Source organism: Pseudomonas sp. GM33 (assembly GCF_000282295.1).
GTDB lineage: Bacteria > Pseudomonadota > Gammaproteobacteria > Pseudomonadales > Pseudomonadaceae > Aquipseudomonas > Aquipseudomonas laurylsulfatiphila.
Window position 1 is genome coordinate 20,385 of record NZ_AKJO01000181.1, and the last position, 26,254, is coordinate 46,638.

Here is a 26,254-nt window from a genome sequence, read left to right on the forward strand (position 1 = left end):
CACATCTGAAAGGTGGATCAGGCAGATTGAATGCCCGGCACCGTGATCTAGGTCAGCTGAAGTCTTCACCCGTCTCGGCAATGGCGATGCTGGAGTGGGTGGACAGGTCACTTAACAACCCGGAAGCGCCGCTGAAGTCGATCGAGGTTTTGATCTCGCAACCTGACGCGCCTACCTACACCGATGCAGAGGGGGTGACGCAGCAGATTGACCCAGCGACGTGGGACAACTTCGAAGCTGCTGCGCAGGCCTGGTTTGACCGCGCTGACACCGATCCAGATAACGTAGCGATTTTTTATTTCTGTGGGCATGGCATCGGTGACGGAATCAATACGTACTTGCTCATGCAAGATTCTGGAGCCTCGCAGGACTTCCTGAGACAGGCATTGCATGTGAGTGCTTTTCGGGTCGCTATGGGCGCTTGCAAGGCTCAGAAACAGTTGTTCTTGGTGGATGCCTGTCGCACCCTTGACTTGGCGACTGTGCTTAATCCCCATAGTTCTGCACAAACCGGACTGGCCCCCGGCGATGTGATGCAAGTATTTGATGGTTCGAACCCAGTACTGCATTCAGCGCGCCAGGGTGAACTCGCGTTTGGGATGCCCGGAGAAGTAAGTTACTTCACCAAGGCATTGCTCCTAGGCGTAACTCGTTGCGCGGTGTTTAAGCCTTACGGCAACCATTGGGCTGTTTCACCTCAGGAGCTTCAAAAGGCAATAGCGGCGCTTATGGACGACTTTAGCGGAAAACCTCAATGCCCTGCGGATGGCATTGTTGGAGTCGGGTTTCAGTTGCATGTTCTGGCTGGTCCACCAGAAGTCGTGGTGCACGTGACGCTCGACAACGATGAGGCTAATCCATTCGCGGAGATTAGTTACACGGTGCTTGGTGAGACGGTGATCAGACCCGATAAAGCTCACCCATGGCGGACGTTTGTGCCCTGCGGACAATGCTCGGTACAAGCCTCCTTTGAGCCAGCGGGAGGATTCACGGCGGCTCCGGTCGATACCTACTTAGTCCCTCCGTTCCAGAACATTTTGCTGGAGGTGCAATGAAACCTACGATCAGCTTTGAAACGACTTCTGACTCGTTTGGGCCCGCGCGTGAATTTCTTTGCTCTGTTTGGCCATTGACGAAAAATGGCGAACAGTTAGTGATAGGTAACCCGTTATTTTCTAATCGCATGGTGCTGGTTGGCTCGCATCGCTATGGCAGTGAAGTGTCAGTGTTGGAGCTGCCTGAAGCCGGTGCTTACCTTATCGATCTGGGATACCCAAACGGTACGTCCCTGCGTAGAACCGTTTCTCTGACTGACGGCGAACAGTATCGATTTATCGTCCAAAACACGAAGCCGGGTTTGCGTTTGCCTCCGGAAATTGCACCGTCCTACAGTCCCATTCCTCGCGTTAATCTCGCGGCTTTCAATATTGGCGATTTCAAAGGGCCGGATCTGGAAGTCAGGTCGGTGACACAGCCCAATTCCGTCTCACTCAAGCAGTTACGTGATTTCGCGTCGGACCTTAACGAACAGTCAATAAACGTTGAGGTTCTCCAGCGAATTCAGAACGCTAGTCTCACGTGCGAAGTGCAACTGCCCAGTGTTGTTGTGCCCTCGTTCAGAGCCAACAGTTACCAACGTAGATGGTTGGTTGTTTCCGGGAAAGGGAAGCCCCAGACGATGGTCGCGTACCCGCTTGGATGGACCAATCAGGGCGGAGACGTGTTTACCCTGTCGCTGCATCGAAAAGGTAAGACCGGTGGTGATAGCGCTAAGTGGTCAGTCGGCTTGAAGTTGACCGATCCCGTCTATGGCTCGTTAGTCGAGTATCTAACTCGGCGCGACGTATCATCCAGCAGCTCAATCACGGAGAGCATGCGCGGGCAAGCAACGACTGGCCTGTATGAGAAGGAAGATAATCCCTTCGCTGCAGCAGCGGCTGCCTATCTGTTTGCTCTCGGCCGTACTCAACTCGAGCATCGTCGTGAGTGGATGGTCAATCTCAACGATCGCTTTAACTGGCTGCCAGATGGGCCTATCGCACTTGGATGGAAGTTGCTCCGGGAGGGACGTCGGGGGTCTAGCGCCTGGCATGAGGCGCGCAAAATGTTTGTATTGGCACATTCACGCGGATTGCCTTACTACACAGTGGGCCTGCACATCTTTGTAGAGGCGCTCACCATTCTGTCGATGGCAGATAAAGAAGATCAGACCGTTCAAGAAATGCTGGCTGCTGCAAGAGCCGCGGATGTTGCCTGCGTGCGTACCGAGCCCTTCACGACGTTGCAGGTATCAAAATTTCTGGGGTTACCCATTCACTAAACGATTGAAGAGGAGGCCAAACTTTGTTTCATATCACTGCGCTGCCGGCCAGCTTTGGCGATTGCTTGTGGGTGGAGTACGGTCCCGACGCCGCTCCAAACGTGATTCTTATCGACGCAGGCCCATCTGTTCCACTCACGCTCAAAGATCGATTGCAGCAATTGGCCGCACGCGGTGGCGTACTTGAGTTAGTGGTGGTGACTCATGTCGATCGCGACCACATTTTAGGAATGCTCACGTTGCTTGATCACGACTTTTACGGCGTCCCGGTCCGAGACTTTTGGTTCAACGGTTTCCGCCATCTCCCTGGCCCCGAAACATTTGGCGCGAAACAAGGTGAGCGTCTGACCAAGCTGCTTCTGGATAAGGGCATCGCATGGAATGTCGCACTCAAAAATGCTGGGGTCATGGTCAATGATGAAAGCTGTCCGGTCATCGATTTACCAGGGGGAGTGAAGATCACTTTACTGTCCCCTGATGCGGGTCAACTCGCACGCTTGAAGATCAAGTGGATTGATGTTTGCGGTGAGGCAGATCTGTATGAAGGTATTCCGGCCATGCCGACGTACTTTGGTGAAGACGGGCGTGAGGCGTTTGGTACAGAAGCGGTGCCAAACATCGACCGGTTAGCTGACGAGGTCTTCAGGGAGGACACCGCCGAAGCCAATGGCAGCAGCATTGCGTTTTCGATCGAGTTCGAGGGTAAGCGCGTGTTGTGTGGGGCTGATGCTTTTCCATCGCGCTTACTCTCGTCGCTAGAAAAGCATCTTGGAGCTCCTCCTTACCTATTTGATCTGGTGAAGCTTCCCCACCACGGCAGCGAAAATAATGTGTCACAGGAGTTCATCAAATCGCTCGATTGCTCCCAATACCTGTTCAGTACCAGTGGTACTCCCTACAAACATCCATCGAAAGCTGCAGTAGCCAGAGTCATCCAGAATGCCAAAACACCGAAATTGATCTTCAATTACCAAAGCAAACACACCGAAATTTGGGAGAACAAGGTGATTCAAATGGCACGGGGATATACCGTGGAGTACGGTGATGCAGCGGGAGCCCTTGTGAAGCTCAGTCAGTGATCGAATTCAACCCAAAAAACAACCCATCCATGCTTTTTGCTCTGAAGCATCCTTGATTATCGCGCTGATGTGCTCAACTCACTTCCTCTCAGTGCGCTAAGAATCATTGTTGGTTGAAACGGGAATCCCCCCATTTCCCTTAAGCCACTTCAGCCACTTCAGCGCGTCTTGTTGGGCCTACTCGTCGACTCAAACCTCATAGCAAAGCCGCTATCACTATCCCACTGCGTACTCTTAGTCGACGAAGGCGGATGCCTCTTGGGGTTGCAGCGCTTCGATGGAGCCGCACCGATCAAGATTTGAAAGCGGCGCCTCCTCGATTTCTTCCGCTTTGCGGTCATCCACCGTTAGGTGGAGAGTTTGAGCTGAATGGAGGTGACCAACATGATTGGGGGTATCCAACCGCCGAAGGTGTCAATTTTCATTCCGATATCTCAAAAAACGACGGTAGTACCCGTCGACCCCTCTGCTTACAGGCCGCTGCGGCTCAACCCTTATCCACTATCCTTGCCGAGCGGAATCTCTAGAAACGCCATTAGCTCCCATTGAGCGGGGTCAGCAAGGGCGCTGCAATAGTGCCATCCCGCAAAAGATACCGCATGAGCATCCAGCTGGGCTTGTGTGCGAGCACCATCAGGCTCTCCCAGGTTGACGGCCTGTTGATAAACAATCTGCAGCGTTGTGGCCAAGCGAGTGCTCATCTGCTTGCACTAGCCCTAACTTCGGACAATCAGATTGGCGGGAACCATTTTCCGTATCTCTCTCCGAGCATGGTCAATAAATGGCTTGAGAATTAGTGTTGAGGAATTGCGCTGCGAAATGACAATGGAAAAATCATTGATGATGGCCGGTTCAAAGGGAATGAACTTGAGCATGGTTCCCGTGTAGCCACTAGCCGTCAATGGATCGATGATGGATACGCCCGAGCCTGCTTCAGCCATTTTAAGGATGACGGACGCAACCTGGGTCTCGGCATTGATACGTCGTTTGACGCCATACGACAGCATCACTGAGTCGATCTTCATTCGTTCCTCCATTAACGGCATCAATGAAATAAAACTCTCGCCTTCAAAATCTTCTGGGTGCAAGACGTCACGGTTCGCCAAGCGGTGATTGATCGGTACGACTCCCACCATTTTGGCCGATACCAATGTCTCGCTGTTGCCGTGGCGAGTCGCGCGCATGGGAAACATAGCGAACCCTAAATCGCAGCGGTCGCGTTGAACCATATCGAGCACTGTCGACGAGCTATGCATGTGCATTGAAACCACTGCATCGGGGTGCTCGCGCGTAAAGCTCGCTATCGCCCGAGGCAGAAAGGACAGTGACATGCTGGGGGCTGCTGCAATTTCCAGATAGCCCATCTTCAAGGCCTTGATGTTTGAAGCAGCATTCGCGATGCGCTCGATGCTGATCAATGACTGCTCTACATCTTTGAACAGTAAGGCTGCTTCGGCCGTGGGCAGAAGCCGACCTTTGGTGCGCGTGAAGAGAGGAATCGCAATCCTCTCTTCAAGATCGGAGATAAGTCGTGTTACCACGGGCTGAGTGATCTCGAGCATTTCAGCGGCGCCAGTAACGGTCTTGCGCACCATGATGGCTCGAAATGCTTCGAGGTGGCGCAAAGTGATTCGATTCTCCACAGCCCTTCTCCAAATCAATAGCATTACAGCATAGGACAATATTATAACACTATCAATAATCGTTTATTTGAATTAAATAACCATTAAAAACAACATCTTAAGTATCACTGGCATTCCTATTGCTAAATAGCATTGCATTGGTGAGATTCTGGATTGCGCATCAATCCACTTTCACCATGCGATGCAACTCAACACCACAAAAACATAGGAGCATTTCAGTGATCAAGTCTACGCTGGCACTCGCAGTTGCCTTAGCCGTTACAGTTCAACAGGCTAATGCCGCCGGATTGATTGAAGACAGCAAGGCGTCCATTAGCTCTCGTACGCTGTACTATGAAAATGATCAGCGCGGTCCCAACGGTGTTGATCAGCGCCAAACCGCAACGGGTCTGAGGTTCGACTATCTGTCGGGCTATACGCAAGGTGTCGTCGGTTTTGGATTGGATGTTCAGGGGTTGCTGGGTCTAAATCTGGGTGGCGGTATCTCTCCGCACAGCGCTACTACGAGCAATACGATTTCCCCGACGACAACCGATGGATCGCCGGTAGATGAATGGAGTCGTCTGGGGGCAAACGGTAAGATCATGTTCTCTAAAACCGAACTGAAAGCGGGTAACGCTTTAGCGCCGAACCTGCCCATTCTGGTGTCAAATGACAGTCGAGTGCTCCCTGCGAGCTACCAGGGCGCCATTTTGACTTCGAAGGAGGTAGATGATTTTACTTTCACTGCCGGCAACCTGAATCGTGAGATAGGTCGCGCCTCCAGCAACTGGGCAGGTATCGCCGCAGGCGGTCGCAAGGGTTCCGATGGTTTTCGGTTCGGCGGTGTGGACTGGAAAGTCAATAAAGACCTGACTCTTCAGTATTACTATGCCAACCTTGAAGATTACTACCGTCAGAATTTCCTAGGGTTGGTGCATGTCTACCAGATTGCGCCTGACCAGTCGTTCAAGACAGACCTGCGATATTTCAATAGCAAGTCTGATGGCAAAAATGGAAGTGACTCAAATTTCGCTTACAGGAATGGATTTAACGAAGGCAATACTGGTGAAGTCGACAACAATACCTGGTCTGCTGCATTCACTTATACCCTCGGTGGGCATGCGCTGACCATGGGTCATCAACGTGTCAGCGACAGCGGTGGGATGGTCTTTATTAACAACGCTAATGTTGTCGATGGGAGGGGGCGCGCTGAAGGTGAAGGCGGCGCGAGCGTTTATCTCAATACCGATATCATGATCAACAGTTTCACTCGCGCGGGTGAAAATTCGACGTTTGGTATGTACAACTACGATTTTGCCGCGCTGGGCGTGCCGGGTCTTAAGGCGGGGTTGACCTACATTAGCGGTCGCGACATACGTGGATCTGGCGGCGTTACGACTCAAAGGTATAGCGAGTGGGAGCGCGATGTTCGTCTGGACTACGTCCTTCAGTCCGGTGCTCTTAAAGGATTAGGTTTCTCTCTGCGCCGAGCGAACTTTCGCACTGAATTGCCTACTGCAACTCTTCAGGATCAGGATCAGACCCGATTTTACGTCAACTACACTTATGCCCTATGGTAGGAGCAGAGTTGCTCGGCATCGTTTAGCAAATGTATTTTAATCAAATTCAAGCATTTTAAAGCTTTAACCTTAGAGCAATCCCTTTGGTTGTAGGTAAGTCTGTGGCTTCCCCTTTTTAATGCGCGAGGTTGGCCGCGCTGTGCACAAGTAGTGTGCAGCGCGGCGCGGCGCGCCCTGCAAAGTTTCCCGACTACCGTCAACTCTGTGCAACTACCCTGGAAAGGCTCCAAATGCTCGATAGTGGAGGTAAATACGGTCGTAAAGACTGTCAAACCTAAGCTGCTGCATGCTAAGTCGTGTCGTAGCCTCATCCGGCAAGCCAGTAAAATCGGCACAGATGTCGGCGCGGAGAGCCAGAGAGACGTAGATCAAGCGGGCGGAGCGTTTTCCTGCTGAAAAGCTTGGTACGCCTTGATATCGAACAGGTTGATGGTCTTGATTTCGCTTAAAGGAAACGCCACCTCAAACAACTCAGGGTTCAAGAGGCTAAGTGACTCATCCTTCTTGAATCGCTGATACACATTTATGTACCAGGTGGTGAAACAAAGCTTCATTTCCTCTCCCGCGCGGTAGCCACTCACCACGGGCAGGATCCGGAGCATGTCGCGTTGTCACCCGGATCAATCGCCCCGGTCACATAGCCTATGTATAAGTGATTGACGATACCACGGTGTCTGCTGGTGACCAGGGCTGATTGGGCTCAAAGATACTCATGGCGACAGGTCATCCTCCACCATTTGGGACGGCAGCCGCCATCGGCACAGTCGGGATCATCAATCGCACATAACGTCGTTGATGGTTGCAGCGTGTTCGGGACTATGACCAGCACACTGCAGAGGAATAGTCGGATCGAGTGAATACGCCTAGTCAAATGCCATACGTTGCCCTAATTTATGTGGTGAGCTGTCTCGTCTAAGGTTGCGCGCCGCTACTTACAATAGGTCGCTGCTAGCTTGGAGGCTTTCCTTAAACGATCATTTTTTATAGAGCGTCATGACTAGTCCAGATCTAATAGCGCTTCTTACCAGAGCATCCGAAATTGTACAACGAGCAGGCGTTTTGCTATCCGAAGAGTGGAGTCGTCCGGATGGACCTCGAGGCCAGGGAGATAAGGCTGCGATTGACGTTGAAATTGAAAATATTCTGAGGCCTGAACTCCTCAGCCTGCTTTGTTGCGATTTTTGGGGTGAAGAGACGGGACACATCCTGACGGGGAATGCTTGGTGTTGGGTTGTTGACCCTAACGACGGAACGAGTGACTTTCTGAACGGCTTGAAGGGATCTGCAATATCAGTGGGGCTACTGCATAAGACCATCCCAGTACTCGGGATTGTATTTGCCCCCGTGACTGCTGAGGGGCCACCAGACTGCATCGAGTGGGCGGAAGGCATGCCCTATCTGATTCGCAATGGTCAACCAGTAGCCTCCTACCTTTCTGATAAAAAGCTGTCGAGCGACAGCACTATAATGGTCAGCGCTGCAGCTCTAAATAAACCAGACCTCAATCGAGAGATGTGTGCTCCAGGGAGTTTTCTTGCAATGCCATCCATCGCATACAGACTGGCTAGAGTAGCGGCTGGAGACGGTGTGTGCGGCATCTCGCTTTACGCCGTTTCAGCACATGATGTTGTTGCTGGACATGCACTGTTGAGAGGCGCCGGTGGTGTGCTGCTAAACGAAAATGGAATTGCTATCAGCTACGCCACGGAGGTCCATATGGAGACCGTATCGCAGCGCTGCTTCGGTGGATCACCAACCGTGTGCCACGAACTGACAACTCGTAAATGGGATCGACTCCTCCGAGCTAAAACGGGCTGAGACCACTATTGAGATAGCATCGAGACAACGAATGCCTACAGAACTAACTGAAGAAGAAATGCGCCGAGCGTTGTTTGGCGGAGCCCAGGCCTCTGCACCTGTGGAAGTACACGCACAAACTGTCAGCTACGGTATTCCAAACCTGGCGAAAGTGGTGCCTATTCAGGAACACCCAAAAAGGAAGGTACCGAGAGCATTGCCCCCCAAACTACGAGTGACGCTGACCGTGGGCAACGAGTTCGAGGGTGAACGCAAGACGTTCACGCATGACGTCGATACGTTGAGCACGCTCCTAGCGGAGCAGGAGGCGATAAAGGCTGCAAAAAAGAAGTTTAGGTATGTGGAAACAATATCCGTCGAGCCACTGACATAGTGTGAAAATTGAACATTTTCATTGGACAGACTGTGGATAGCCATGCCTCCGCCATCCCCTCTTGGCGGAAGCCTTGAATTAGGAAACTCTGTTATGGGTTCTCCTGCACCCGGATCATGACCAGCCACGCTTTGTAACCTGATCTTAAGCTATCGGCCAAGAGTCTGTAAAAACGCTCATTGCCCAATCGTTTGAATCGTGGGCGTTTGTTTGCTGCGTGATCGGACGGTCAATTCTGCGGGTCGCATCGGTCGTGACCTGAAACACGTCAACGCTATTTTTACAGAGGCGTTTTTACACACTCTAGTCGAAAAGCAGTCGCTGACCATCGTTAATTCCAGCTCAAGACCTACCCAACCTAGACCAACTTGATGCTCCGATTCGAGGAGACTTGCAGCCCTGCGCAAATAATTTCCTCGATTCTCAAGCTATGAGAGAGCTCGTTGACCGACCTTAGCTCCTAGCAGTTGAATGAAATTGTTCATCCCCCTCTAATGAGAACAATAGCCATGGAAATCGGAGCAACGCTTGCCAAGCTTGAGTTGTCTACCAGCGACCCCCAGAAGCTCGCGGACTTCTATTCGTCTGCATTTAAGCTTGAACAATCTGCACATCATGACTCCATCGTTTGCTCCGCGCCCGGACGTGAACTTGTGTTTGTGCCAGGTGAAGGTGGTCAACTAAAACGCGCCTCATTCAGCTTCAAAGATGTTGATTCATTGAGCTCCTACCGGAGTGTGCTCCTGTCTCGCGGAGCTGAGCTTATAGAAGACAAGCCTCACGTTATTACCCTCGCTGATCCACATGGGCATCTCGTGAGCTTTTTCACCACCGCCTCATTGGATAATGCCCCCCTGCCTGATGACGCTCGTCTTCAACATTTCGCGCTGCGCACACCAGAACCGACGAAGCTCGCCGAGTTTTATACTGAGAAACTTGGTTTTGTCGTTTCAGATCGTGTGCTGAACGATGTAGGCGAGCTCACTGCCATTTTTATGCGAACGGACGCTGAACATCATGCGATGGCCATTTTCCGTGCTCCCATGATTCGTTTCGATCACCTTTCATGTGAGGTTGCTGACTGGGTGCAATTGCGAGACTGGGCTGATCATATGGCAAGCGTCGGTATTGATTTAGCTTGGGGTGTTGGGCGTCATGGTCCCGGTAATGACACATTCTTCATGGTGCGCGATATTGACGGCAACATGGGAGAGATTTCGTCTGAACTCGAAATCTGTGAACAGAACCGACCGGCGGGCGTATGGCCCCACCGCCCACAGACACTCAACCAGTGGGGCGTAGCGATCATGCGAAGCTAAAAAAACACTGAGGCTCGATTGATGTCTACCACCGCAAAAGCTCTCCAAGTATTGGTGCTATTTCGAGACGGACGTACGCATCTGCGTGCAATCGATGTCATGGAGGCGCTCGATGTATCCAGCGCCACAGCTTATCGGTACATGGCTGACCTTGAAGGCATAGGGTTAATCGAGCGCTCATCCATCAACGAGTACGTGCTCGGGCCAACCATTGTTGAATTGGATCGACGAATCCGAGAAAGCGATCCTCTGATTGCAGCGGCCAAAGATGTCATGAAAAGCCTAACTGAGCGTACAGGTGGAACCGCTCTTCTGTGTCGTTTGCATGGGCGAAAGGTCGTATGTGTGCATCAGGTACGCGGACGCTCAGGACCGGTGGTCAGCTACGAAAGAGGTAAAGCAATGCCACTGTTTCTAGGGGCCACCTCGAAAATAATTCTTGCGCACATGGGAGTTGACGTCTTGCGAGAGATTGCAACCTCACAGGCTGAAGAGTTACGAAAAGCACGACTGCCAGTCGTATTTGATGAGTTGTCTGATGCCATGACTCTGCTAAGAGCCGAAAAAGTATGTATCACCCACAGTGAAATCGATTCAGGTGTTAGAGGTTTTGCTGCGGCGATTCATCAAGGTAGAAATTTACTTGGCAGCCTCAGCATCGTTCTATCCGATCAGATTGTACTTCCCAACCGGAAACAAGTAGCTGATCAAGTTCTACGCGCCGCATTGCGAATCGAAGGACGCCTAAAACCACCAGGCAACTAGTTATACGGGAGTTACCCTTGAACAATTTTAATGCCGCCGATGTCATCATCATCGGAGCCGGCCCGGTAGGACTCACCCTCGCAAACCTACTCGGGCTATATGGTGTTCGCACGGTGGTCATAGAGCGCAACGCTACGTTGGAGCCTGAGCCCCGTGCGGTCACACTTGATGACGAGAGTTTACGCACATTCCAGAACGCAGGTCTTATAAATAGCGTTTTGAAAGACGTAGTGATGGGCTATGGAGTGCAGTATTTCGATTGGAATGGCAAACCCTTTGCGTCAATTCAACCGACACGCCAGGAATATGGCTACCCCAAGCGTAACGCGTTCCGTCAACCTGCACTTGTCAGTACGTTAGCAGAAGGTCTGAAGCGCTTCGTGAATGTCGAAGTGCTTTTTGGTCATGAATGCATTTCCATTGATCAGAGTGCAGAGGCCACACACTGTACGGTGATAACTCCGACGGGCGAAACTCATGTTCTTAATGGGAAGTGGTTGGTGGCCTGTGATGGCGGCCGCAGCAAAGTACGCGACTTATGCAACATCCCAATGAAGGGTGAATCCTACTCTGAGAGATGGTTGATCGTTGACTTGTGCGAACGCACCGTACCACTCAGACACACTCGAACTTATTGCGATCCACGACGACCAGCAATTCGGTTACCGGGCCCAAGCGGCATCGTACGATATGAGTTCATGTTGCGCTCGAATGACCAAGATGAAGAAACGCTCAAGGAAGGCACATTTCGCAGTTGGATAGCCAAGCGCATGCCAGAGGATGCTGATCTGCCCCTTGTACGTAAGGCTATCTATGGCTTTCATGCGCTTGTAGCTAATCGCTGGAAGGACGGCCGAGTACTGTTGGCGGGCGACGCAGCGCATTTGACGCCTCCGTTTGCCGGCCAAGGTCTCAACAGCGGCATTCGAGACGCTGCGAATCTGGCATGGAAACTTGCTGCAGCTACGCGCTGGGGTGCCTCACCGACGCTCCTTGACACATACGAACAGGAACGACGTCCTCATGCCAGTGCACTCATCCGCATGGCATTGCGGATTGGCACCTTCATGCAGCCCAAGAGTATTGCAGGTGCTATCGCGGCTCAGTGGGCACTGCGTGCTGCCTGCCTTATACCAGCATGTCGTGACTACATCCTGCAATTACGCTTCAAGCCCAAACCTCACCTGCAATCTGGATTCTTCAAGCCGACACTGAAACTTCCACATGCCGAGTTACTTCCCCAGCCATTAGTTCAGCATCCTAAATACGGTCTGGTACCTCTGGATACGCAATTGGGTGAGGGCTTCAGCATCGTCGGGTGGGATACACCTGACTTCCGCGCTAACGCGGCTAATTTATTGCCCAATGGAATGCCTGGACGTGTCGTCGCCTTAATCCACCGCGATGAAGATTTTGTCGGTGATAACCGCAGCCCTGAGCACATCTGCGTGCGAGACGTCACGGGTGAGCTGGGTAGCCTGCTTGATCGCTGTGGCGCCGCTGCCATGGTGATAAGACCTGATCGATATAGCTACGAAGCGATTGATCAACAGCAGCTCTCCCAAAAATAGTTCAGGCCCTACCATCGGGCGCAGCCAAATTTTTCAGACAACTACAAAGAGGAAACAACATGAGATTCGTGAGTTTTCAAGTCGACGACTACAGTTCCTATGGAATTCTACGAGGCGAAGAGATCGTTGACCTTGGAGGGCACTTCAATAGAGAAATACCTACTCTCAAAGACCTTCTCGCCCAGGACAAGTGGTTGGAGCTTGCACGCCAACACGAGACTGCCACTGCAGATTACCGCGTGTCTGATGTGTTTCTATTGCCGGTTATCACCCAGCCACAACTAATCGCATGCGTGGGCCATAACTACGAGGAACATCGTGTTGAGACGCAACGAGATCCGACAGAACACCCGTCGATTTTCTTCCGTCATCCAGAATCTCTGCAGGCAGCCGGTAAGGCATTGCTTCGCCCCATCGAGTCCACTCAACTCGACTATGAGGGTGAATTGGCCATTGTTATTGGTAAACCTGGTCGCCGTATCTCCGAAGCTGATGCCTGGAGCCACGTAGCTGGAGTTTCGTGCTTTAACGACAGCAGCGTTCGCGACTGGCAGCACCACACTCGCCAGTTCGGACCTGGAAAAAACTTCGCCAAGACCGGTGGCTTTGGCCCCGCCCTCGTCACGCTGGACGAACTGCCGGAGGACCTGGTTCTGGAACTTTGGACACGTGTGAACGGACAAGTAGTGCAGAATGCAACTACCGACTATATGATCTTCCCGATTCCCCGTCTGATCGCCTACATATCCACATTTATCACTTTGCAACCTGGAGATGTCATTGTCACAGGCACACCTGGTGGTGTCGGCGTAAAACGTAATCCACCTCTGTGGTTGAAACCGGGTGACGAAGTCTCTGTCGAGATTTCCTGGGTAGGCTCGCTTAACAATAGAGTTGAGCAGGAACAGTGACGATCAGTGATCTTGTCCTCGATCTCGAACACAAACGTTGCCGAGCACTAGAAGCCGGCAACATCACTCAAATCGAAAGTCTGTTAGCCGACGACTTACTCTACATCCATGCGCCTGGCACCGTTCATGTAAAGGCACAACTACTGGAATACTTGGACAACTCCGTTCGATTTCATTCCGTACAACGGAAAGCGTTGATGGTCAATGCAACGGCTGAATTGGCATGCATGACAGGTCTGATGCGCTTGCGTGGGGTGAGGTGTGCAACAGACGAAACGATAGACTCGGTTAGCTTCGTTACACAGATTTGGAGCCGGCGTGAGGACACTTGGAAGCTATCTGTGTATCAAGCCACAAAGCTCTTCGAAAGTATGTGGTCGTCAACAGACTAATGAGGTAGGCCTGCGTAGAGGTAAAACGTATCGAAACAACATCTCATCATCACAGCATGAAACGATTTGTTTAATGAAAGCGGAGACCTCTACGAGGCCGACTCATTCGGCCCGCATATGAGACGGCGCCCCAAGCGTGCCGATAAATCTTTAGTACGTCGCATACCTGCGTTGGTAATGAAGTACAAAACTGTTGATCGCACGCTGCCACAAAAGCCGATCGTTCTGCCACGCACCATAAATGGCCAGGTCGCGGCGCTGGAAGATCGATGCGCTTACCGGTCTCTCGCGTTGTCCGATAGTCCTCCGGATGCCACCAATCTGGTATTGGCTTCGCAATGGCTTCGGATCAATAACTTGGAAATTTCATTTTGAACAAAGGGTGACGACATTGTGATTCGGTCGCTACGTGATTTATCTGTGGGCGGAAAATTGATTCTCGGCTTTGGCCTCGTACTCATCCTCACATTTAGTGTGGCATCCACTGCGTTCTATGCACTTGGAGTACTTCAGTCAAGTAATGACGAAATCAAGAAAAGTGCGGAACTCGAAAGACTAATTCTTCAAGCCAGAATTAAGGAGAGGGAGTTCGCCCTCAATTTGGATCCACTGACTGCTGAGATGGTTCGACAGTACATCGCTCAACTTGAGGTTGCGAGATCTGGTGAGACCTTTCGCGATACGGTAGGTGGCGCTGAAACGGCCTATCTGGAACAGTTCCTACATTTCGTTAATGCAAAGAAAGACGCTCGGGACGCACGCATTCGCATGCAGCATCTGGCTGCGCAGGCTAGTGACAGTTTCTCTTCAATGTTCCTCGACCAGATTGACACACTGGCTTCAGTTCAGTCCGAAGGTAGTGTTGAAGGGAAAGATCAATTGGCACAAGTAGAGGCCGCTGCTTCCCTGGCCGACAAGTTGGCTAAGGTTAGGGACAGCGAGCTTTCTTACACTCTTGAAACAGACGATCGATATCGCAGTGATTGGCTGATACGGATGAGCGATGTACTCGCCTCAATGGAAGCTCTAGGGGCGCGAGTGGGTGCTGAGCAGCGCGCATCAATTGATAAGGCCAATTCAGCTCTCGCAGACTATCAGGCGGCGTTTGAACAATACTCCAGTAGCCAGGCCAGCGCCGATCGTAGAGCGATTGAGATGGCCAGAGAGGCTGAGCGAATGATTTTAAGCTTGGCGGAGTCCCGATCTGAGCAGGAGCAGGAGTGGGTAGCTGCGGACAAAAGGGTCAGGTCCCTACTGGGTACTATTGTAGGGTGCGCTTTTTTACTGGGGCTGGGCGCTAGCCTTGTGATCCGTCATCTGATTCTCCAACCACTTAAACAATCAGTTGAGTTAGTCAGACGCGTAGCTGAAGGGGATCTCAGTGGGTCCTCCCTTTCGCCACCACGCCATGACGAGCTTGGCGAACTGCTCGATACCGTGGGAGGCATGCTGGCGGGCTTACGCATTATGGTCGGAAGAATAGGTACTGGTGTCGGTCAGCTAAATGGAACTGCGATTGATCTAGTCGAAGTCATCGAACGAACCCGACGAGGCGTTGACCGACAACGTGAGGAGACAACCCAAGTTGCGGCTTCCATGCAGCAGATGACGGCAAGTGCCTTGGACGTGGTGCGCAATACGGGTCTTGCCAATCAGACTGTCTTCCAAGCCGAAGACCAGGCTCGCCAAGGGGATGACCTGGTACGGCTGGCGCGCGACAAAATCGACGCACTAGCAGTAGAAATGGCTGGTTGCTCTTTCTCAATGCAACATCTACAGCAGGAAAGTGCTTCGATTGGTAGCATCCTTGATGTCATTAAGTCTATCGCTCAGCAAACCAATCTGCTCGCCCTCAACGCTGCCATCGAAGCTGCTCGAGCTGGTGACCAAGGACGTGGATTTGCTGTCGTTGCTGATGAAGTAAGAGGACTAGCACAGCGTACTCAAGCCTCGACTGGAGAGATTGAGATGCTTATCAAGCGCTTGCAAGAGACGGCCGAAAAAACTTCTAAACGCCTTAAAGACAGTCATTCCATGACTCAAGAGAGTGTCTCCTTGACGACGCAGGCATCTTCAGCGCTATCAAGAATTACTCACGCAATTGCCGTCATCAAGGAGACAAATCTACAGATGGCTGCTACGGCCGAGGAACAGTGCGCGGTGGCCGAACAGATTAACCAGGGGATGTTGAGCGTTCGTGAAGTTGCTGAAGACAGTGCGCGATCGAGTTCCCATCTGCGCAACTCCACATCTGCACTAGAGCTTGTAAGTGGAGAACTCACCTCAGCAGTAGCTCACTTCAGGACGTGTGCCCAACACTTGCCCCACGATTGATACTCCTCTTAGACATTCCTTCCAGAAGTTGCGGCACACTTCCCAGTTGCAGTTTTTAGGAGATTTACATGCTTGTGCTCACAAAGATGCAGCGCGCGTACCTCCGGAAAATACGTGCACTTAGTAGAGACCTTTCTGGCAAAGAAATTTTTCTGGCCTGACGCTTGAAGAATCAATACGGTTCAACTTCTTGACTGAGTCGCTCTTGGGGCAGCAGCATCGCGCGCAGGAAGACGTAGACAAGCATCTCTCCCTCGTCCAAAAGCACGAACATTCTAGGCTCCTGGTGTTAGACGCAGAGATAGAGGCGCAGCAGACCAGCTCGGCATGTCATTAAATCATCTGGCTCCTTTTGACTTGGGCGTTCATTTCGTCTGCGCACGTCTCCAAGCGAAAACCCCACAGAGGATGTGGAGCAAGCCGGCATGTAATCGAGTTTCTTGCTGACATCCTCGCCAATGCGCTGGAGGGTATACCTGCACAGGCAATGCTGTTGTCGGGTTCGTGTGGATCAGCGTGCGTGGAAACTGTGGCAGCAAGGCGACGCGCTTAGATTTTTGTCGATCCTCGCTCGACACGGGAGCAGGTTGCAGCATTGCAAGGTAAGCCCAGCACCAAAGCGTGCAATTGCTTTGCGCCCAATTTCAGCAGACTACCGTTTCGAGAACCCGGCCAGAAAAACTTGTCTGGGTGCAGACGGCGGACCGCTAGCCAGATGCCCAAAACGTAATGCACCAACATCTTGATGCGCGTGGCGCTGCGATTGGCAAACAGATAAGTACAGTGGGGCTGCCCCGCACTGAGCACTGCAACCACCCGCGCCAGCGCGGTTTCAGTGCCGGCGCGTATGTCCATCAGCGCGGTGGCGAGCCAGATGGTGTCGATGCGGATCATCGCTACAGGTCTCGCAGAAAAGTAGCGCAGGCAGCTGCCGCAAATAACGTTTCAATTGCACAGGCTCGGTACTGCCCCATGCGCAGCCTTAAGAATTTAAAGTGCATTCGCTATGTGGCCGAATCCGGCCTATGGCACCCGTCTTGCTAGTGGCATAGACCACAGCGTTAACAAGACCGAGCAACGCGTCGCCCAATGCGAAATTACGATTCGTCCACTGCGCAATGCGCATGTGGCGGTAGGTCGTTTGATAACAATGAAAAGTGCCGTTCATGCCTACTTCGACAACACGGTTTTCAGGCACGATTAAATTCTCAAAAAGAGTGAACAGAAATATCGCGGCCGCGTGAACGATGATATCAATATTTCCAAAGACGCCGTGGATACGCTCGACCCATTTGCCCACCGCAGCCGCCTACTTTATTCACGAGGATGCCCACGCAGCCCTAGGGATCGGGGACGCGGCCAATGACCTTCTCGCACTGACTTTTATGGTGCTACAACGCCCATCCACATCGGGAGCTCTCGACTCCTGTATTTGATTGCGACCTCTTTTAGATCTGCTAATGCAAAACGATGGGTAATGAGTTCATCGACATTCAAAAGCCTCTGTTCCAGCAATTTCATCACCGCATCGGTGTCTGACCGAGAGGTGTTCCTGGTACCAACAATTTTCCAACAGTTACCCATTATCTTGGCCAAAGGTACGGGAAGTACGGCCATATTGCTGCCGACATGAACAAAGGTCCCCCCGACCACCAACGAATTTATCACCTGTAAAAAACCGACTCCCGTGGTGGTCGAGGAGTAATCAAGTATAACATCGATCCCGCCGGGAATGAGTTCCGCAACTGCGCCAGTAAGACCTTCCGTATCAGCCCAGTCGGCGTTAAGTGACTCCAACGCAACAAAATCTGTAGGAATTGTCGACAGGCTTTTCATTGCAGAGAGGCGCACTGCTGAACGGCCTATAAGGACAAGACGTCCAACACCGAAGAAACTCGCGAGCTTTATCGTCGCGGCTGCCATTGCTCCCGTAGCGGCAGTGATTGCGACTGTTCCCCCAGGAGGTATCGCCGCACTTGCCAGTGCGCGCCAGGCAACACCCAAGTCTTGCATTTTTGCGCCAACTTCAAAGCTGATAGCGTCCGGAAGCTTGTCTAACAACCAATCGGGCGCACAGACAAATTCCGCCAAGCATCCATCGTGATAGCGCGCAAATAGAGGCGTGGGATCCTTACCCAAGGGAATGAACCCGATCATCGCTGCATGGGGACACATATGCTCCTGCCCGGAGCGGCAAAAATTGCAATTTGTGCAGCTTAAAGTTGGGTTGAGTCTCACGCGATCACCAACCTTAAACGACGTTACTTCCTGTCCGACTGCCGTCACCGTGCCGGCCGCTTCATGCCCAATTGTAGTGGGCTGGAGCAAGAAACCACCGCGCTCAAGCAACGCGAAGGTTCCCGGCGCCAGGCCCGCAGAAGCGATTTTGAGCAAAACGTCACGAGGTCCCGGTTCGGGGACATCTACGAGCTCAAGAGATAAATCGGTCGAACCTTTGTTCGCCCTTGCAGCAAGCATTTTGTTCATACAGTTCCTACCACATCACGTTATTGGCCATTGCCATATTCTTGTGTGCTGAAGCCTGCTGTATCAAATCGGACAATCCTCAGGAAACGAAGGACGACGCTTCTCTAGATGTGCATTAAGGCCCTCTTGCACCTCCGGCCCCGCGAAACCCAGTACTTCCAATGCCAGCGAAGCGTCGAAAGCAGGGCCGGCCTGACGCAACCAATTGTTCAAAGCGTACTTTGTCCAGCGAATGGCGGTCTGAGCGCCTTCTGCAAGCTGCACCGCCACCTTGAGTGCACGAGCCTCGACCTCGGCGTCCTCTACAGCAAATGAGACTAAACCGATTCGCTCCGCCTCTTCACCAGACAAGTGCTCACAGGTCATCAGATAATACTTAGCTTTGGCAATCCCACAGAGCAGGGGCCACAGCATGACTGCGTGATCGCCTGCAGCGACACCCAGGCGTGTATGACCATCGGTAAGCACAGCAGTTTTTGATGCAATCGAAACATCCGCCAGTAACCCACAGACCAACCCCGCACCCGCGGCAGGTCCCCTCATGGCACTGATAACAGGTTTCGAGAAGTTAATGAAGTTATAGACCAGATCTTTCGCTTCTTTCCAACTCTTGAGCCTGGTGGCGTGACTATCGATGTTAGCCTGAACGAGCGAAAAATCGCCGCCAGCTGAAAACACACCGTCCTTGCCGGTTATGATGACTGCCGACACTTTAGGATCAGCATCAATATCACGCCAAATCTCAACTAGTTCGGTATGAGCGTGCTCAGGAATTGAATTTAGCTTCCCTGGATTATTAAACATTATTCGCAGAACACGGGGATGGGGCATATCCAGCAGAAGATGTTCGTATTTGGAATACCGATTATCGAGAACGTTTGTATTAGTCATTTTTTGTATCTCCAAAGAAAAAAAAGGTGCGAGGCGATGCATCAACTTACCCTCAACACCCTCGGACTAACAGTTACTGAGCGACTAAGCTCGCTATCGCATCAAGGGACTCGGGATTAACAAGTGCCGATGTGTCACCGATAGCGGAACCCGTCAATGCTGATCTAACAGCCCGACGCATGATTTTCATGTTTCGCGTCTTGGGTAAATCTAAAGAGAAATAGATACGATTGGGTTTGTACGCTTTGCCAAGCTTGCTGACGATAAGATCAGACAACAATCGGCGAAGCTCGTCATCTGGCGCCTCACCGGGCATGGGAGTGCAGACGACAATCAAGCTTTCGCCCTTGATCTCATCAGGCACACCTACTGCGGCAGCCTCTGAAATGCGGCCGCTGGCGAGGAATACACTCTCAATTTCCGCAGGCCCAGTTCGCTTTCCCGCAAATTTGAGCGTGTCGTCCGAACGACCATGGACATACCAAAGCCCATCCTCGTCCCGAGAGCAAAGATCGCCATGGACCCAGACGTTCGGAAACCTTGACCAATACGAATCGATATAACGATCTGGGTCATTCCACAGCCCAACAGTCAAGCTCATAGAGGGATTGCGCATGATTAGCTCACCGATCTGGCCCGGGCCTACCGAATTACCGTCATCGTCGACAATATCAACGCCTAGACCAGGTACGGCGACAGGAATGGAGCATGGCTTGGAGGCATGGCTCAACGTAGCGAAAACAATGCATCCACCCAGTTCAGTGCCTCCAGAGCCATTGCAGATAGCTACCCGGTTGTGGCAAACATGTTCCAGTAACCACATCCAAGGGCGCTCTGCCCAAGGTTCTCCACCTGTGTAGATGACGCGCAGCTTGGAGAAATCCCGGCCTGCAACAAAATCGGTGCCCGAGCGCATAGCCTGTCGAACCATTGTCGGTACTAGCCCGAGGTAGGTGACATCGTAGTCTTGAACCAGCGCCCAAAACCGATCGGGTTTGGGATAGTCGGGTGCCCCCTCCGCCACCAAAAGACTCCCGCCCAGCATGGTTGGCACGACAACAGCATAGGCACCTGCGAGCCAACCCATATCGGCCATCCAAAAATAACGATCGGACGCCTTGAAATCTGTCATCAAGGCACCGTCAACCATCATTTTTGCGACGAAGCCCACATGAGTGTAAACACATCCCTTTGGCTTGCCGGTTGTGCCCGAGGTGAACATCAACATCGCTGGGTCTTCAGCCTGCATCTCCTCCGTCGGCGCTTCGTCTGGCTGGTCGCGGACCACATCGTCCCACCAGATGTCTCTTTTAGAGTCCCACGCCGTCGGATGATTTGCGCGACGCACTACAATGGTATTACGTACATTAGGAGCCAATGCCACTGCTGCGTCAGCTGTATCTTTCATTGGGGACAATTGACCCCTTCGATAAGTGGCATCAGCGGTAATTAGTGCTTTTGCCCCGCCCAGGTTAAGGCGGTCGGCCATCGCTTGTGAGGCATAACCGGAGAAGAGAGGCATAACAACTCCGCCTATCTTCATGATTGCAAGGTACGCCACGTAGGTTTCAACCAAATTTGGCATGTAAAGACCAATTACATCCCCACGCCCATATCCAAGCTTGCGTAGCCCTCCTGCAAATCGCGATACCTCACGATCGAATTCGGCATACGTCACACTTCGCGTCTCTCCGTTCTCACCATCCCAGAGAATAAATGTTTGATCGAAGACTGGAGTTCCACGATGGCGATCCAGACAGTTAAGTACTATATTGGTTGTACCGTCAACACACCACTTTGTCCATGGCAAGCCCTTCGAAGAATCCATAATTTTTTCATAGGGTTTGTAGAATCTGATATCGAAAAAATTGAGTACCGCCTCCCAAAACCAAGCCGGGTCACCGTCACCACGCTTTAGCAATTCAGAGTAGTCTTGCACACCGACGTAATTCATAAATGCCGTCAGGTTACTAGCCTCAACAACTTTTGGATCCGGGTGCCAGACAAATTCCGCAGGTGCTGGCTCTGCGTTCTGAAACATAATTTTCATATTCTATACTCTTCTTGTTACGAGTGGTTTAAGAGACCGTAATCAAAACCAATGCGATCACTCTCAGCTACTCTGTTATTGACTTCGGCGAACACCACATCAAAGACTAGGGATTAGCTTTTTTATATTTTGATACATGAATTTTTCAATAACTTCATCAGGTAACGCCAAGCAACGGGCGTCTTCAACTGTTTTTTTCAGATTCAGAAACGGATGGTCCGTCCCAAAAATCACTTTATCTGCGCCTTTTTGACCATGCCACTTTCCGGCCATGAACTTGATTAACTCTTCCGGATAACGCTTAGGCGCCCAACCTGACGTCGCTATATAGAGATTGGCGTGTTTTCCAGAAAGATGCGTCATCATTTCGACCCAGGGATCACCGATATGATGTGCCACCACCACCAGATCGGGGAAAGCCAAGCACACATCATCAAGATGCAAAGGGTAATTTGGATAAGTCGGCCAAAGAGGCCCAGGAATTCCAACGTAAATAAACACAACAAGCCCTAGCTCTACGCACTTACTGAATAGTGGGTAGTACCACTTATCATTTGGAGGTGTCCCCCAAGGAGCCGGAAGCAAATGAACTCCTTTGATACTATAACGCTCATGATACTCTTCAAGGATTCTGGGATTTTCCATCAAATCCCAATAACTCGCCGGCCCCTGCCTCGGAGGGAGAACCGTCGCACAATGAGCAAAGCGTGCAGGATATTTCTCAATCAACTCGACATGTTCGAGGACGCAATTATCTAATGCTTCACGAGTGGATGGATAATAGAGTGACGCTTGCAAAAGTGCCTTTTCGACACGACTCTCATCCATATCCCTCAACATACGCTCTTCAGCTGAACCTTGTAGATCTGAAGCGCCCACATGCTCAGGCAAGCTTTTTTTAAATGTTTGCATTGCTCGAGCGCGCATTGGATCTTCTAGCCAAGCTGAGGTATTAGCAAACTTAGAACCCGGTGTGTCGGTCCATGCCGGATGAAAAAAAGCATCTACAACAGGTCCCATATACATAAAATCGTCTCCGCCTCTTCATTAAACAATTAAAGACCACGAACATCACCCATAACGCAATTAACACAATGGTCTATCGCGAATCGTACGACGTCAAAGATCAGTCTCAGCATATGAGAATTCAGGAAATTTTTTCAGCGATTCTATTCGAGCAAAATCAATTCACACGTTCGAATGTGAAGACAATTGCACCCGCTGTTTGCTGTTCGGAAATAAGCCCTTCGCCTCATTTGACGAGATAACACTCGGCTTCAACAGAAAATTGGCGAGTGCGGGTAATAGAATCAACGCACCCAGCATGTTCCACAAAAACATGAATGCAAGTAACAATCCCATGTCCCCCTGAAATTTAATCGGGCTGGCGATCCAGGTAATGACTCCGACTGCAAGTGTAATACCGGTGAGCATCACAACTTTTCCAGTAAACAGCAGTGCTCTGTAATAGGCTTGCGAAAGGCTCGCGCCAGTACGGAGTTGGGCTAGCGTCACACTCAAAATGTAAAGGGCATAATCGACACCGATACCCACGCCCAACGCAATTACCGGAAGTGTCGCTACTTTTACACCTATACCAAGTGCAACCATTAGCGCTTCGGCGAGTATGGATGTGAGTACCAGGGGAAGAACCGCCACAAGAACTGCGCGCCACGATCGAAATGTGATGAAGCACAGCAGCACAACAGCGCCGTAAACAAGGAATAACATCTTCCACCACGCCGCCTTTACTACAATATTCGTCGCTGCCTCAATGCCCGCATTCCCCGCAGCGAGCTGAAACTTCACCTCAGGAGTGTCATTGTCCTTGGCGAACGCTATGACGTGGTCAACCACACGTGTCAGAGTTTCTGCTTTGTGGTCTCGCAGGTAGATATAGATTGTGAGCAAACCGCAGCTATCATTGTAGAGCCCTCGCGGTGCGCCCGCGGTTACCGTATTGAGCATGTTTTGATTGTGCAGAAAATCATACCACTTTGGATTGCCTTCATTTAGACCCACCAAAACTTTACGATTCAGTAAGGCCAACGTATTTGTCGACTCCACCCCCTCGATTTGGCGTAATTGCCACTCTAACGCGTCGACTTTGTTCAACGTTTCGTAGTTTGAACACAGAGTCTCTGGCGTCCTGACCATCACTGCAAGCACGTCACTGCCCGCACCGTAAGCATCATTTATGAATGCCACGTCGCGGTTATAGCGACTGTCAGCACGCAGCTCTGGCGCACCAGCATCGAGATCCCCGATCTTCAGCGCCGTACTTACGTATATTCCCATACCACCGAGACACAACGATGCCACCACAGCCAATGTTGCCCAGCGTCGCTGCGTGAACCTATCAAGCCATGTCCATGTCGAGGAACGAATTGACCCCTCTGTTTCTCCACGCAAGCTACGTTCAGCCGCACGCATACTCACGCCGGTGTATGAGAGAAGGATGGGCATCAGAATCAGGTTGGTAAAAATTAGCGCGGCCACTCCAATGCTTGCTGCAAGCGCCAACTCACGAATGGATTGGATATCTATTGCCAATAGAACAGCGAAGCCCACAGCATCCGCAATCAGAGCGGTCAAGCCTGCAAGGAACAACCTTCGGAACGTGAATCGAGCAGCCACCAGTTTGTGCGTTCCACGACCCACGTCCTGCATAATCCCGTTCATTTTCTGGGCGCCATGACTCATGCCTATAGCGAATACCAGAAACGGTACCAAAATGGAGTAAGGGTCTAACTGCAATCCAAGTACTGGTAGGAGGCCAAGCTGCCACACTACCGCCACCATAGAAGCAGCGACGACCAGGATGGTTGATCGCAAACACCGGGTGTACCAAAATACCGTCACCGCAGCGATGACTACCGCAAGTGCAAAAAAACTGAGCACAGCTCGAGCACCATCAATCAAATCACCGACAATTTTTGCATAACCAGTGATATGAACGTCGACCCCTTGCGCTCCGTATTTTTCGCGCATGGTTTCGAGTTTCTGCGAGAGCTTGCGATAGTCGGGCACCCGACCTTCTGCATCCCGAGCAAGAAGCGGGATATAAATCATACTAGATCGACTATCGAGAGCGACGATTTGGCCAATCTCTCCAGAGCGCGCAATGTTAGCTTCCAGTCTCTGCAGACTGTTTTTAGAACCATCGAAGCCGTCTGGAATCACTGCCCCACCTTCTAGGCCTTCCTCCGTCACACCGATCCACCTCGTGTTCGGTGTCCAAAGCGATTTCATATGCGAGCGATCGACACCTGGTATCAAGAAAACTTCGTCGCTGAAATTACGTAAAGTTTCAAGATAAGCCGAATCGTAGATTGAACCTCTAGGATTGGCGACAACTATACGGAGTGAGTTTCCCAAGCCACTAAGCTCGTTCTGGACTTTGAGAAAATTCTGCACATAGGGATGGTGCTCAGGGATGGATTTTTCAAAACTTGCGTGGAGCTCCAGTCGGGTAGCTTGCCAACCAAGGAACAATGTAACTAACACGCAAGCAAGCACTACCCAAAGGCGGTTGTTGAACAGTAATCTTTCGATCAACGAACCAGACAGACGATCAAAATTTTCCAGCTGGGTGCCTGCAGCAAAGCACGGCGCTTGGTTATTGTTCACTTTATACCTTCCAAAACAGCGGACACAGGAATGGCTCCACGCATAGTCAGAGCGAGCAATCGCCCGTCGTTGAGCGACAGAAGACCGGCCGGGGCTGGCAGCGGCGAAGCTGGAAGTTGTTGAAGTTTGTTGTCACGTAGAAAAAAGAGTTGACCAGCCTGGTTGGCGAGTACGATCTCTTGATCACCAAGCACGGCCGAAGCTGTAAACGAGACTGAAGCTGGTGACTTCAGTTGTGCCCAGTTCGCGCCGTCGTCACTAGAGCGCCATACGTTTCCGCGAAGTCCGGCAACGAGCATCTCACCACTGGAAAGTAACTCACAGGTGAAAAATGATCCTTTATAGGGGGTCATAAATCTTCGAAATGTATGACCCGCGTCATCGGATTTAAAGACAACCCCCTCTTCACCGGCAATTAGAAGTACATCTCCCTTCACGCTTAATGAGTAGAGATGAAGCGCCCTCGGATTTTCGATTCTGTTGCTTATTGGGTTCCACGTGTGACCTCCGTCGGATGTAGCGAAGGCAAGGTTACTAGCGCCTACAACGATGCCTCGTTCCGCATCGAAAAAATGAAGGTCAAGAAACGGTTTGTCAGCACCGTCGCTGACAAGCCGCTCCGCCTCTTTCAGTGCAACAGCATCTTTGCGGGATTCGGCATCTTCGAGCATCAATCGCGCAGCTACGTGGCCGTCAAGCTGCTTTTCCCAGGTCTGCCCACCGTCCTGGCTGGCCAATACGACTCCGGCATGACCAGCCGCCCAGCCACGCTGGGAGTCGACAAAGTGGACGCTCGTAAGTGTAACGCTCACAGGTACTTGGGCTTGGTGCCAATCAGCGCCACTGGTGTCGGACCAAATAACGATGCCTCGCTCCCCCACCGCGACCAAGCGATTACCCGCAGTGGCAGCGGCCATAAGCACCACTTGCTGCGGATGAGCACTGATAAGTGCCGGACGCTCTAGCGCATCTGCGATCGGTGCAGCATGCACGACGCCGAAGGCCGAGAGACAGACTATGGCCAGTGCCAGCCTAAGTCGCATAATTACCCTTAAGAAAGCCATTCAGACACCTTTACCTTTAGCCCTAAAACACAGTGACGCTCAGTG

At 51.5% G+C, this 26,254-nt stretch carries 22 protein-coding genes and 1 pseudogene; 13 read left to right on the forward strand and 10 right to left on the reverse strand.

The genetic code is table 11. The annotated features are described in order from the left end of the window. Nucleotides 1–26 precede the first annotated feature (26 nt). Genes PMI26_RS02280 through PMI26_RS02270 form a run of 3 tightly spaced genes read left to right on the forward strand, consistent with a single transcriptional unit; the run spans nt 27 to nt 3,399 of the window. The gene (locus tag PMI26_RS02280) at nt 27–1,055 is read left to right on the forward strand and encodes a caspase family protein (RefSeq protein ID WP_238540847.1); all 1,029 of its coding nucleotides are present in this window, start codon (nt 27–29) and stop codon (nt 1,053–1,055) included. Then, a complete protein-coding gene (locus tag PMI26_RS02275) occupies nt 1,052–2,320 on the forward strand; it encodes a hypothetical protein (RefSeq protein ID WP_007980014.1) in 1,269 nt (422 codons plus the stop codon). Before PMI26_RS02280 ends, PMI26_RS02275 begins: the two co-directional genes overlap by 4 nt. Before the next feature lie 23 nt (nt 2,321–2,343). Further along, the gene (locus PMI26_RS02270; RefSeq protein ID WP_007980015.1) at nt 2,344–3,399 is read left to right on the forward strand and encodes a ComEC/Rec2 family competence protein; all 1,056 of its coding nucleotides are present in this window, start codon (nt 2,344–2,346) and stop codon (nt 3,397–3,399) included. Between the two features lie 716 nt (nt 3,400–4,115). Here the strand turns inward: PMI26_RS02270 and PMI26_RS02265 are convergent. Then, entirely contained in the window at nt 4,116–5,066 is a 951-nt protein-coding gene (locus tag PMI26_RS02265) for a LysR substrate-binding domain-containing protein (RefSeq protein ID WP_274517842.1), read from the reverse strand. Between the two features lie 194 nt (nt 5,067–5,260). Here PMI26_RS02265 and PMI26_RS02260 point away from each other — a divergent pair, with 194 nt between their 5' ends. Then, a complete protein-coding gene (locus tag PMI26_RS02260) occupies nt 5,261–6,604 on the forward strand; it encodes an OprD family outer membrane porin (protein WP_007980020.1) in 1,344 nt (447 codons plus the stop codon). A 368-nt stretch (nt 6,605–6,972) separates the two neighbouring features. Here PMI26_RS02260 and PMI26_RS02255 read toward each other — a convergent pair whose 3' ends face one another. Continuing rightward, nucleotides 6,973–7,206 carry a hypothetical protein gene (locus PMI26_RS02255; RefSeq protein WP_007980021.1) on the reverse strand — a complete coding sequence of 78 codons (234 nt, stop codon included), beginning with the start codon at nt 7,204–7,206 and terminating at the stop codon, nt 6,973–6,975. Between the two features lie 391 nt (nt 7,207–7,597). Between PMI26_RS02255 and PMI26_RS31040 the strand changes: the two genes are divergently transcribed. The 9 genes and pseudogenes from PMI26_RS31040 (at nt 7,598) to PMI26_RS31560 (ending at nt 16,087) form a co-directional block, all read left to right on the forward strand. Further along, nucleotides 7,598–8,422 carry an inositol monophosphatase family protein gene (locus PMI26_RS31040; RefSeq protein ID WP_007980023.1) on the forward strand — a complete coding sequence of 275 codons (825 nt, stop codon included), beginning with the start codon at nt 7,598–7,600 and terminating at the stop codon, nt 8,420–8,422. A gap of 31 nt (nt 8,423–8,453) precedes the next feature. Beyond that, on the forward strand, nt 8,454–8,795 hold the full coding sequence (locus tag PMI26_RS02250) for a hypothetical protein (protein WP_007980024.1): 342 nt from the start codon (nt 8,454–8,456) through the stop codon (nt 8,793–8,795). Between the two features lie 509 nt (nt 8,796–9,304). Beyond that, nucleotides 9,305–10,114 (forward strand): VOC family protein, encoded by an 810-nt coding sequence (locus tag PMI26_RS02245; RefSeq protein WP_007980026.1) that lies wholly within the window; start codon nt 9,305–9,307, stop codon nt 10,112–10,114. A gap of 21 nt (nt 10,115–10,135) precedes the next feature. Beyond that, nucleotides 10,136–10,879 (forward strand): IclR family transcriptional regulator, encoded by a 744-nt coding sequence (locus PMI26_RS31045; RefSeq protein ID WP_007980027.1) that lies wholly within the window; start codon nt 10,136–10,138, stop codon nt 10,877–10,879. Nucleotides 10,880–10,896: 17 nt separating this feature from the next. Beyond that, complete coding sequence (locus tag PMI26_RS31050; RefSeq protein ID WP_007980030.1) at nt 10,897–12,450, forward strand: bifunctional 3-(3-hydroxy-phenyl)propionate/3-hydroxycinnamic acid hydroxylase; 1,554 nt, start codon at nt 10,897–10,899, stop codon at nt 12,448–12,450. A gap of 59 nt (nt 12,451–12,509) precedes the next feature. Next, nucleotides 12,510–13,361, forward strand: a complete 852-nt coding sequence (locus PMI26_RS02235) for a fumarylacetoacetate hydrolase family protein (protein ID WP_007980033.1) — start codon at nt 12,510–12,512, stop codon at nt 13,359–13,361. Continuing rightward, nucleotides 13,358–13,753 (forward strand): nuclear transport factor 2 family protein, encoded by a 396-nt coding sequence (locus tag PMI26_RS32445; RefSeq protein WP_033048418.1) that lies wholly within the window; start codon nt 13,358–13,360, stop codon nt 13,751–13,753. Before PMI26_RS02235 ends, PMI26_RS32445 begins: the two co-directional genes overlap by 4 nt. Before the next feature lie 1,176 nt (nt 13,754–14,929). Continuing rightward, a pseudogene (locus PMI26_RS32195) lies at nt 14,930–15,205 on the forward strand (HAMP domain-containing protein); the annotation flags it as partial. A 15-nt stretch (nt 15,206–15,220) separates the two neighbouring features. Further along, nucleotides 15,221–16,087, forward strand: coding sequence for a methyl-accepting chemotaxis protein (locus tag PMI26_RS31560; protein WP_443200859.1), 867 nt, complete (start codon nt 15,221–15,223; stop codon nt 16,085–16,087). 549 nt (nt 16,088–16,636) lie between these two features. On the opposite strand, the gene tnpB is transcribed toward PMI26_RS31560, so the two are convergent. The 8 genes from tnpB to PMI26_RS0129935 form a co-directional block, all read right to left on the reverse strand. Next, nucleotides 16,637–16,981: an IS66 family insertion sequence element accessory protein TnpB gene (gene tnpB, locus PMI26_RS02225; RefSeq protein WP_007980038.1), complete on the reverse strand. Its 345-nt coding sequence runs from the start codon at nt 16,979–16,981 to the stop codon at nt 16,637–16,639. Between the two features lie 88 nt (nt 16,982–17,069). Continuing rightward, the gene (locus PMI26_RS02220) at nt 17,070–17,387 is read right to left on the reverse strand and encodes a hypothetical protein (protein ID WP_007980041.1); all 318 of its coding nucleotides are present in this window, start codon (nt 17,385–17,387) and stop codon (nt 17,070–17,072) included. 83 nt (nt 17,388–17,470) lie between these two features. Then, nucleotides 17,471–18,574 (reverse strand): zinc-dependent alcohol dehydrogenase, encoded by a 1,104-nt coding sequence (locus PMI26_RS02215; RefSeq protein ID WP_007980043.1) that lies wholly within the window; start codon nt 18,572–18,574, stop codon nt 17,471–17,473. Between the two features lie 63 nt (nt 18,575–18,637). Beyond that, nucleotides 18,638–19,465, reverse strand: coding sequence for an enoyl-CoA hydratase/isomerase family protein (locus tag PMI26_RS02210; RefSeq protein ID WP_007980046.1), 828 nt, complete (start codon nt 19,463–19,465; stop codon nt 18,638–18,640). A 73-nt stretch (nt 19,466–19,538) separates the two neighbouring features. Continuing rightward, on the reverse strand, nt 19,539–21,515 hold the full coding sequence (locus PMI26_RS02205) for an AMP-binding protein (protein ID WP_007980047.1): 1,977 nt from the start codon (nt 21,513–21,515) through the stop codon (nt 19,539–19,541). 99 nt (nt 21,516–21,614) lie between these two features. After that, the gene (locus PMI26_RS31055; RefSeq protein WP_007980049.1) at nt 21,615–22,541 is read right to left on the reverse strand and encodes an amidohydrolase family protein; all 927 of its coding nucleotides are present in this window, start codon (nt 22,539–22,541) and stop codon (nt 21,615–21,617) included. Nucleotides 22,542–22,703: 162 nt separating this feature from the next. After that, on the reverse strand, nt 22,704–25,145 hold the full coding sequence (locus PMI26_RS02200; RefSeq protein WP_007980052.1) for an efflux RND transporter permease subunit: 2,442 nt from the start codon (nt 25,143–25,145) through the stop codon (nt 22,704–22,706). Beyond that, on the reverse strand, nt 25,142–26,209 hold the full coding sequence (locus tag PMI26_RS0129935) for a WD40/YVTN/BNR-like repeat-containing protein (protein WP_202949426.1): 1,068 nt from the start codon (nt 26,207–26,209) through the stop codon (nt 25,142–25,144). The genes PMI26_RS02200 and PMI26_RS0129935 overlap by 4 nt, the downstream gene beginning before the upstream one ends. Nucleotides 26,210–26,254 lie beyond the last annotated feature (45 nt).

Excerpts from the sequence above, each read along its gene's own strand:
- PMI26_RS02275 (WP_007980014.1), top strand. The coding sequence starts at position 1,052 with ATGAAACCTACGATCAGCTTTGAAACGACTTCTGACTCGTTTGGGCCC.
- PMI26_RS02265 (WP_274517842.1), bottom strand. The coding sequence starts at position 5,066 with ATGCTATTGATTTGGAGAAGGGCTGTGGAGAATCGAATCACTTTGCGC.
- PMI26_RS02255 (WP_007980021.1), bottom strand. The coding sequence starts at position 7,206 with ATGCTCCGGATCCTGCCCGTGGTGAGTGGCTACCGCGCGGGAGAGGAA.
- PMI26_RS31040 (WP_007980023.1), top strand. The coding sequence starts at position 7,598 with ATGACTAGTCCAGATCTAATAGCGCTTCTTACCAGAGCATCCGAAATT.
- PMI26_RS02250 (WP_007980024.1), top strand. The coding sequence starts at position 8,454 with ATGCCTACAGAACTAACTGAAGAAGAAATGCGCCGAGCGTTGTTTGGC.
- PMI26_RS02245 (WP_007980026.1), top strand. The coding sequence starts at position 9,305 with ATGGAAATCGGAGCAACGCTTGCCAAGCTTGAGTTGTCTACCAGCGAC.
- PMI26_RS31045 (WP_007980027.1), top strand. The coding sequence starts at position 10,136 with ATGTCTACCACCGCAAAAGCTCTCCAAGTATTGGTGCTATTTCGAGAC.
- PMI26_RS02235 (WP_007980033.1), top strand. The coding sequence starts at position 12,510 with ATGAGATTCGTGAGTTTTCAAGTCGACGACTACAGTTCCTATGGAATT.
- PMI26_RS31560 (WP_443200859.1), top strand. The coding sequence starts at position 15,221 with ATGGTCGGAAGAATAGGTACTGGTGTCGGTCAGCTAAATGGAACTGCG.
- tnpB (WP_007980038.1), bottom strand. The coding sequence starts at position 16,981 with ATGATCCGCATCGACACCATCTGGCTCGCCACCGCGCTGATGGACATA.
- PMI26_RS02215 (WP_007980043.1), bottom strand. The coding sequence starts at position 18,574 with ATGAACAAAATGCTTGCTGCAAGGGCGAACAAAGGTTCGACCGATTTA.
- PMI26_RS02210 (WP_007980046.1), bottom strand. The coding sequence starts at position 19,465 with ATGACTAATACAAACGTTCTCGATAATCGGTATTCCAAATACGAACAT.
- PMI26_RS02205 (WP_007980047.1), bottom strand. The coding sequence starts at position 21,515 with ATGAAAATTATGTTTCAGAACGCAGAGCCAGCACCTGCGGAATTTGTC.
- PMI26_RS31055 (WP_007980049.1), bottom strand. The coding sequence starts at position 22,541 with ATGTATATGGGACCTGTTGTAGATGCTTTTTTTCATCCGGCATGGACC.
- PMI26_RS0129935 (WP_202949426.1), bottom strand. The coding sequence starts at position 26,209 with ATGGCTTTCTTAAGGGTAATTATGCGACTTAGGCTGGCACTGGCCATA.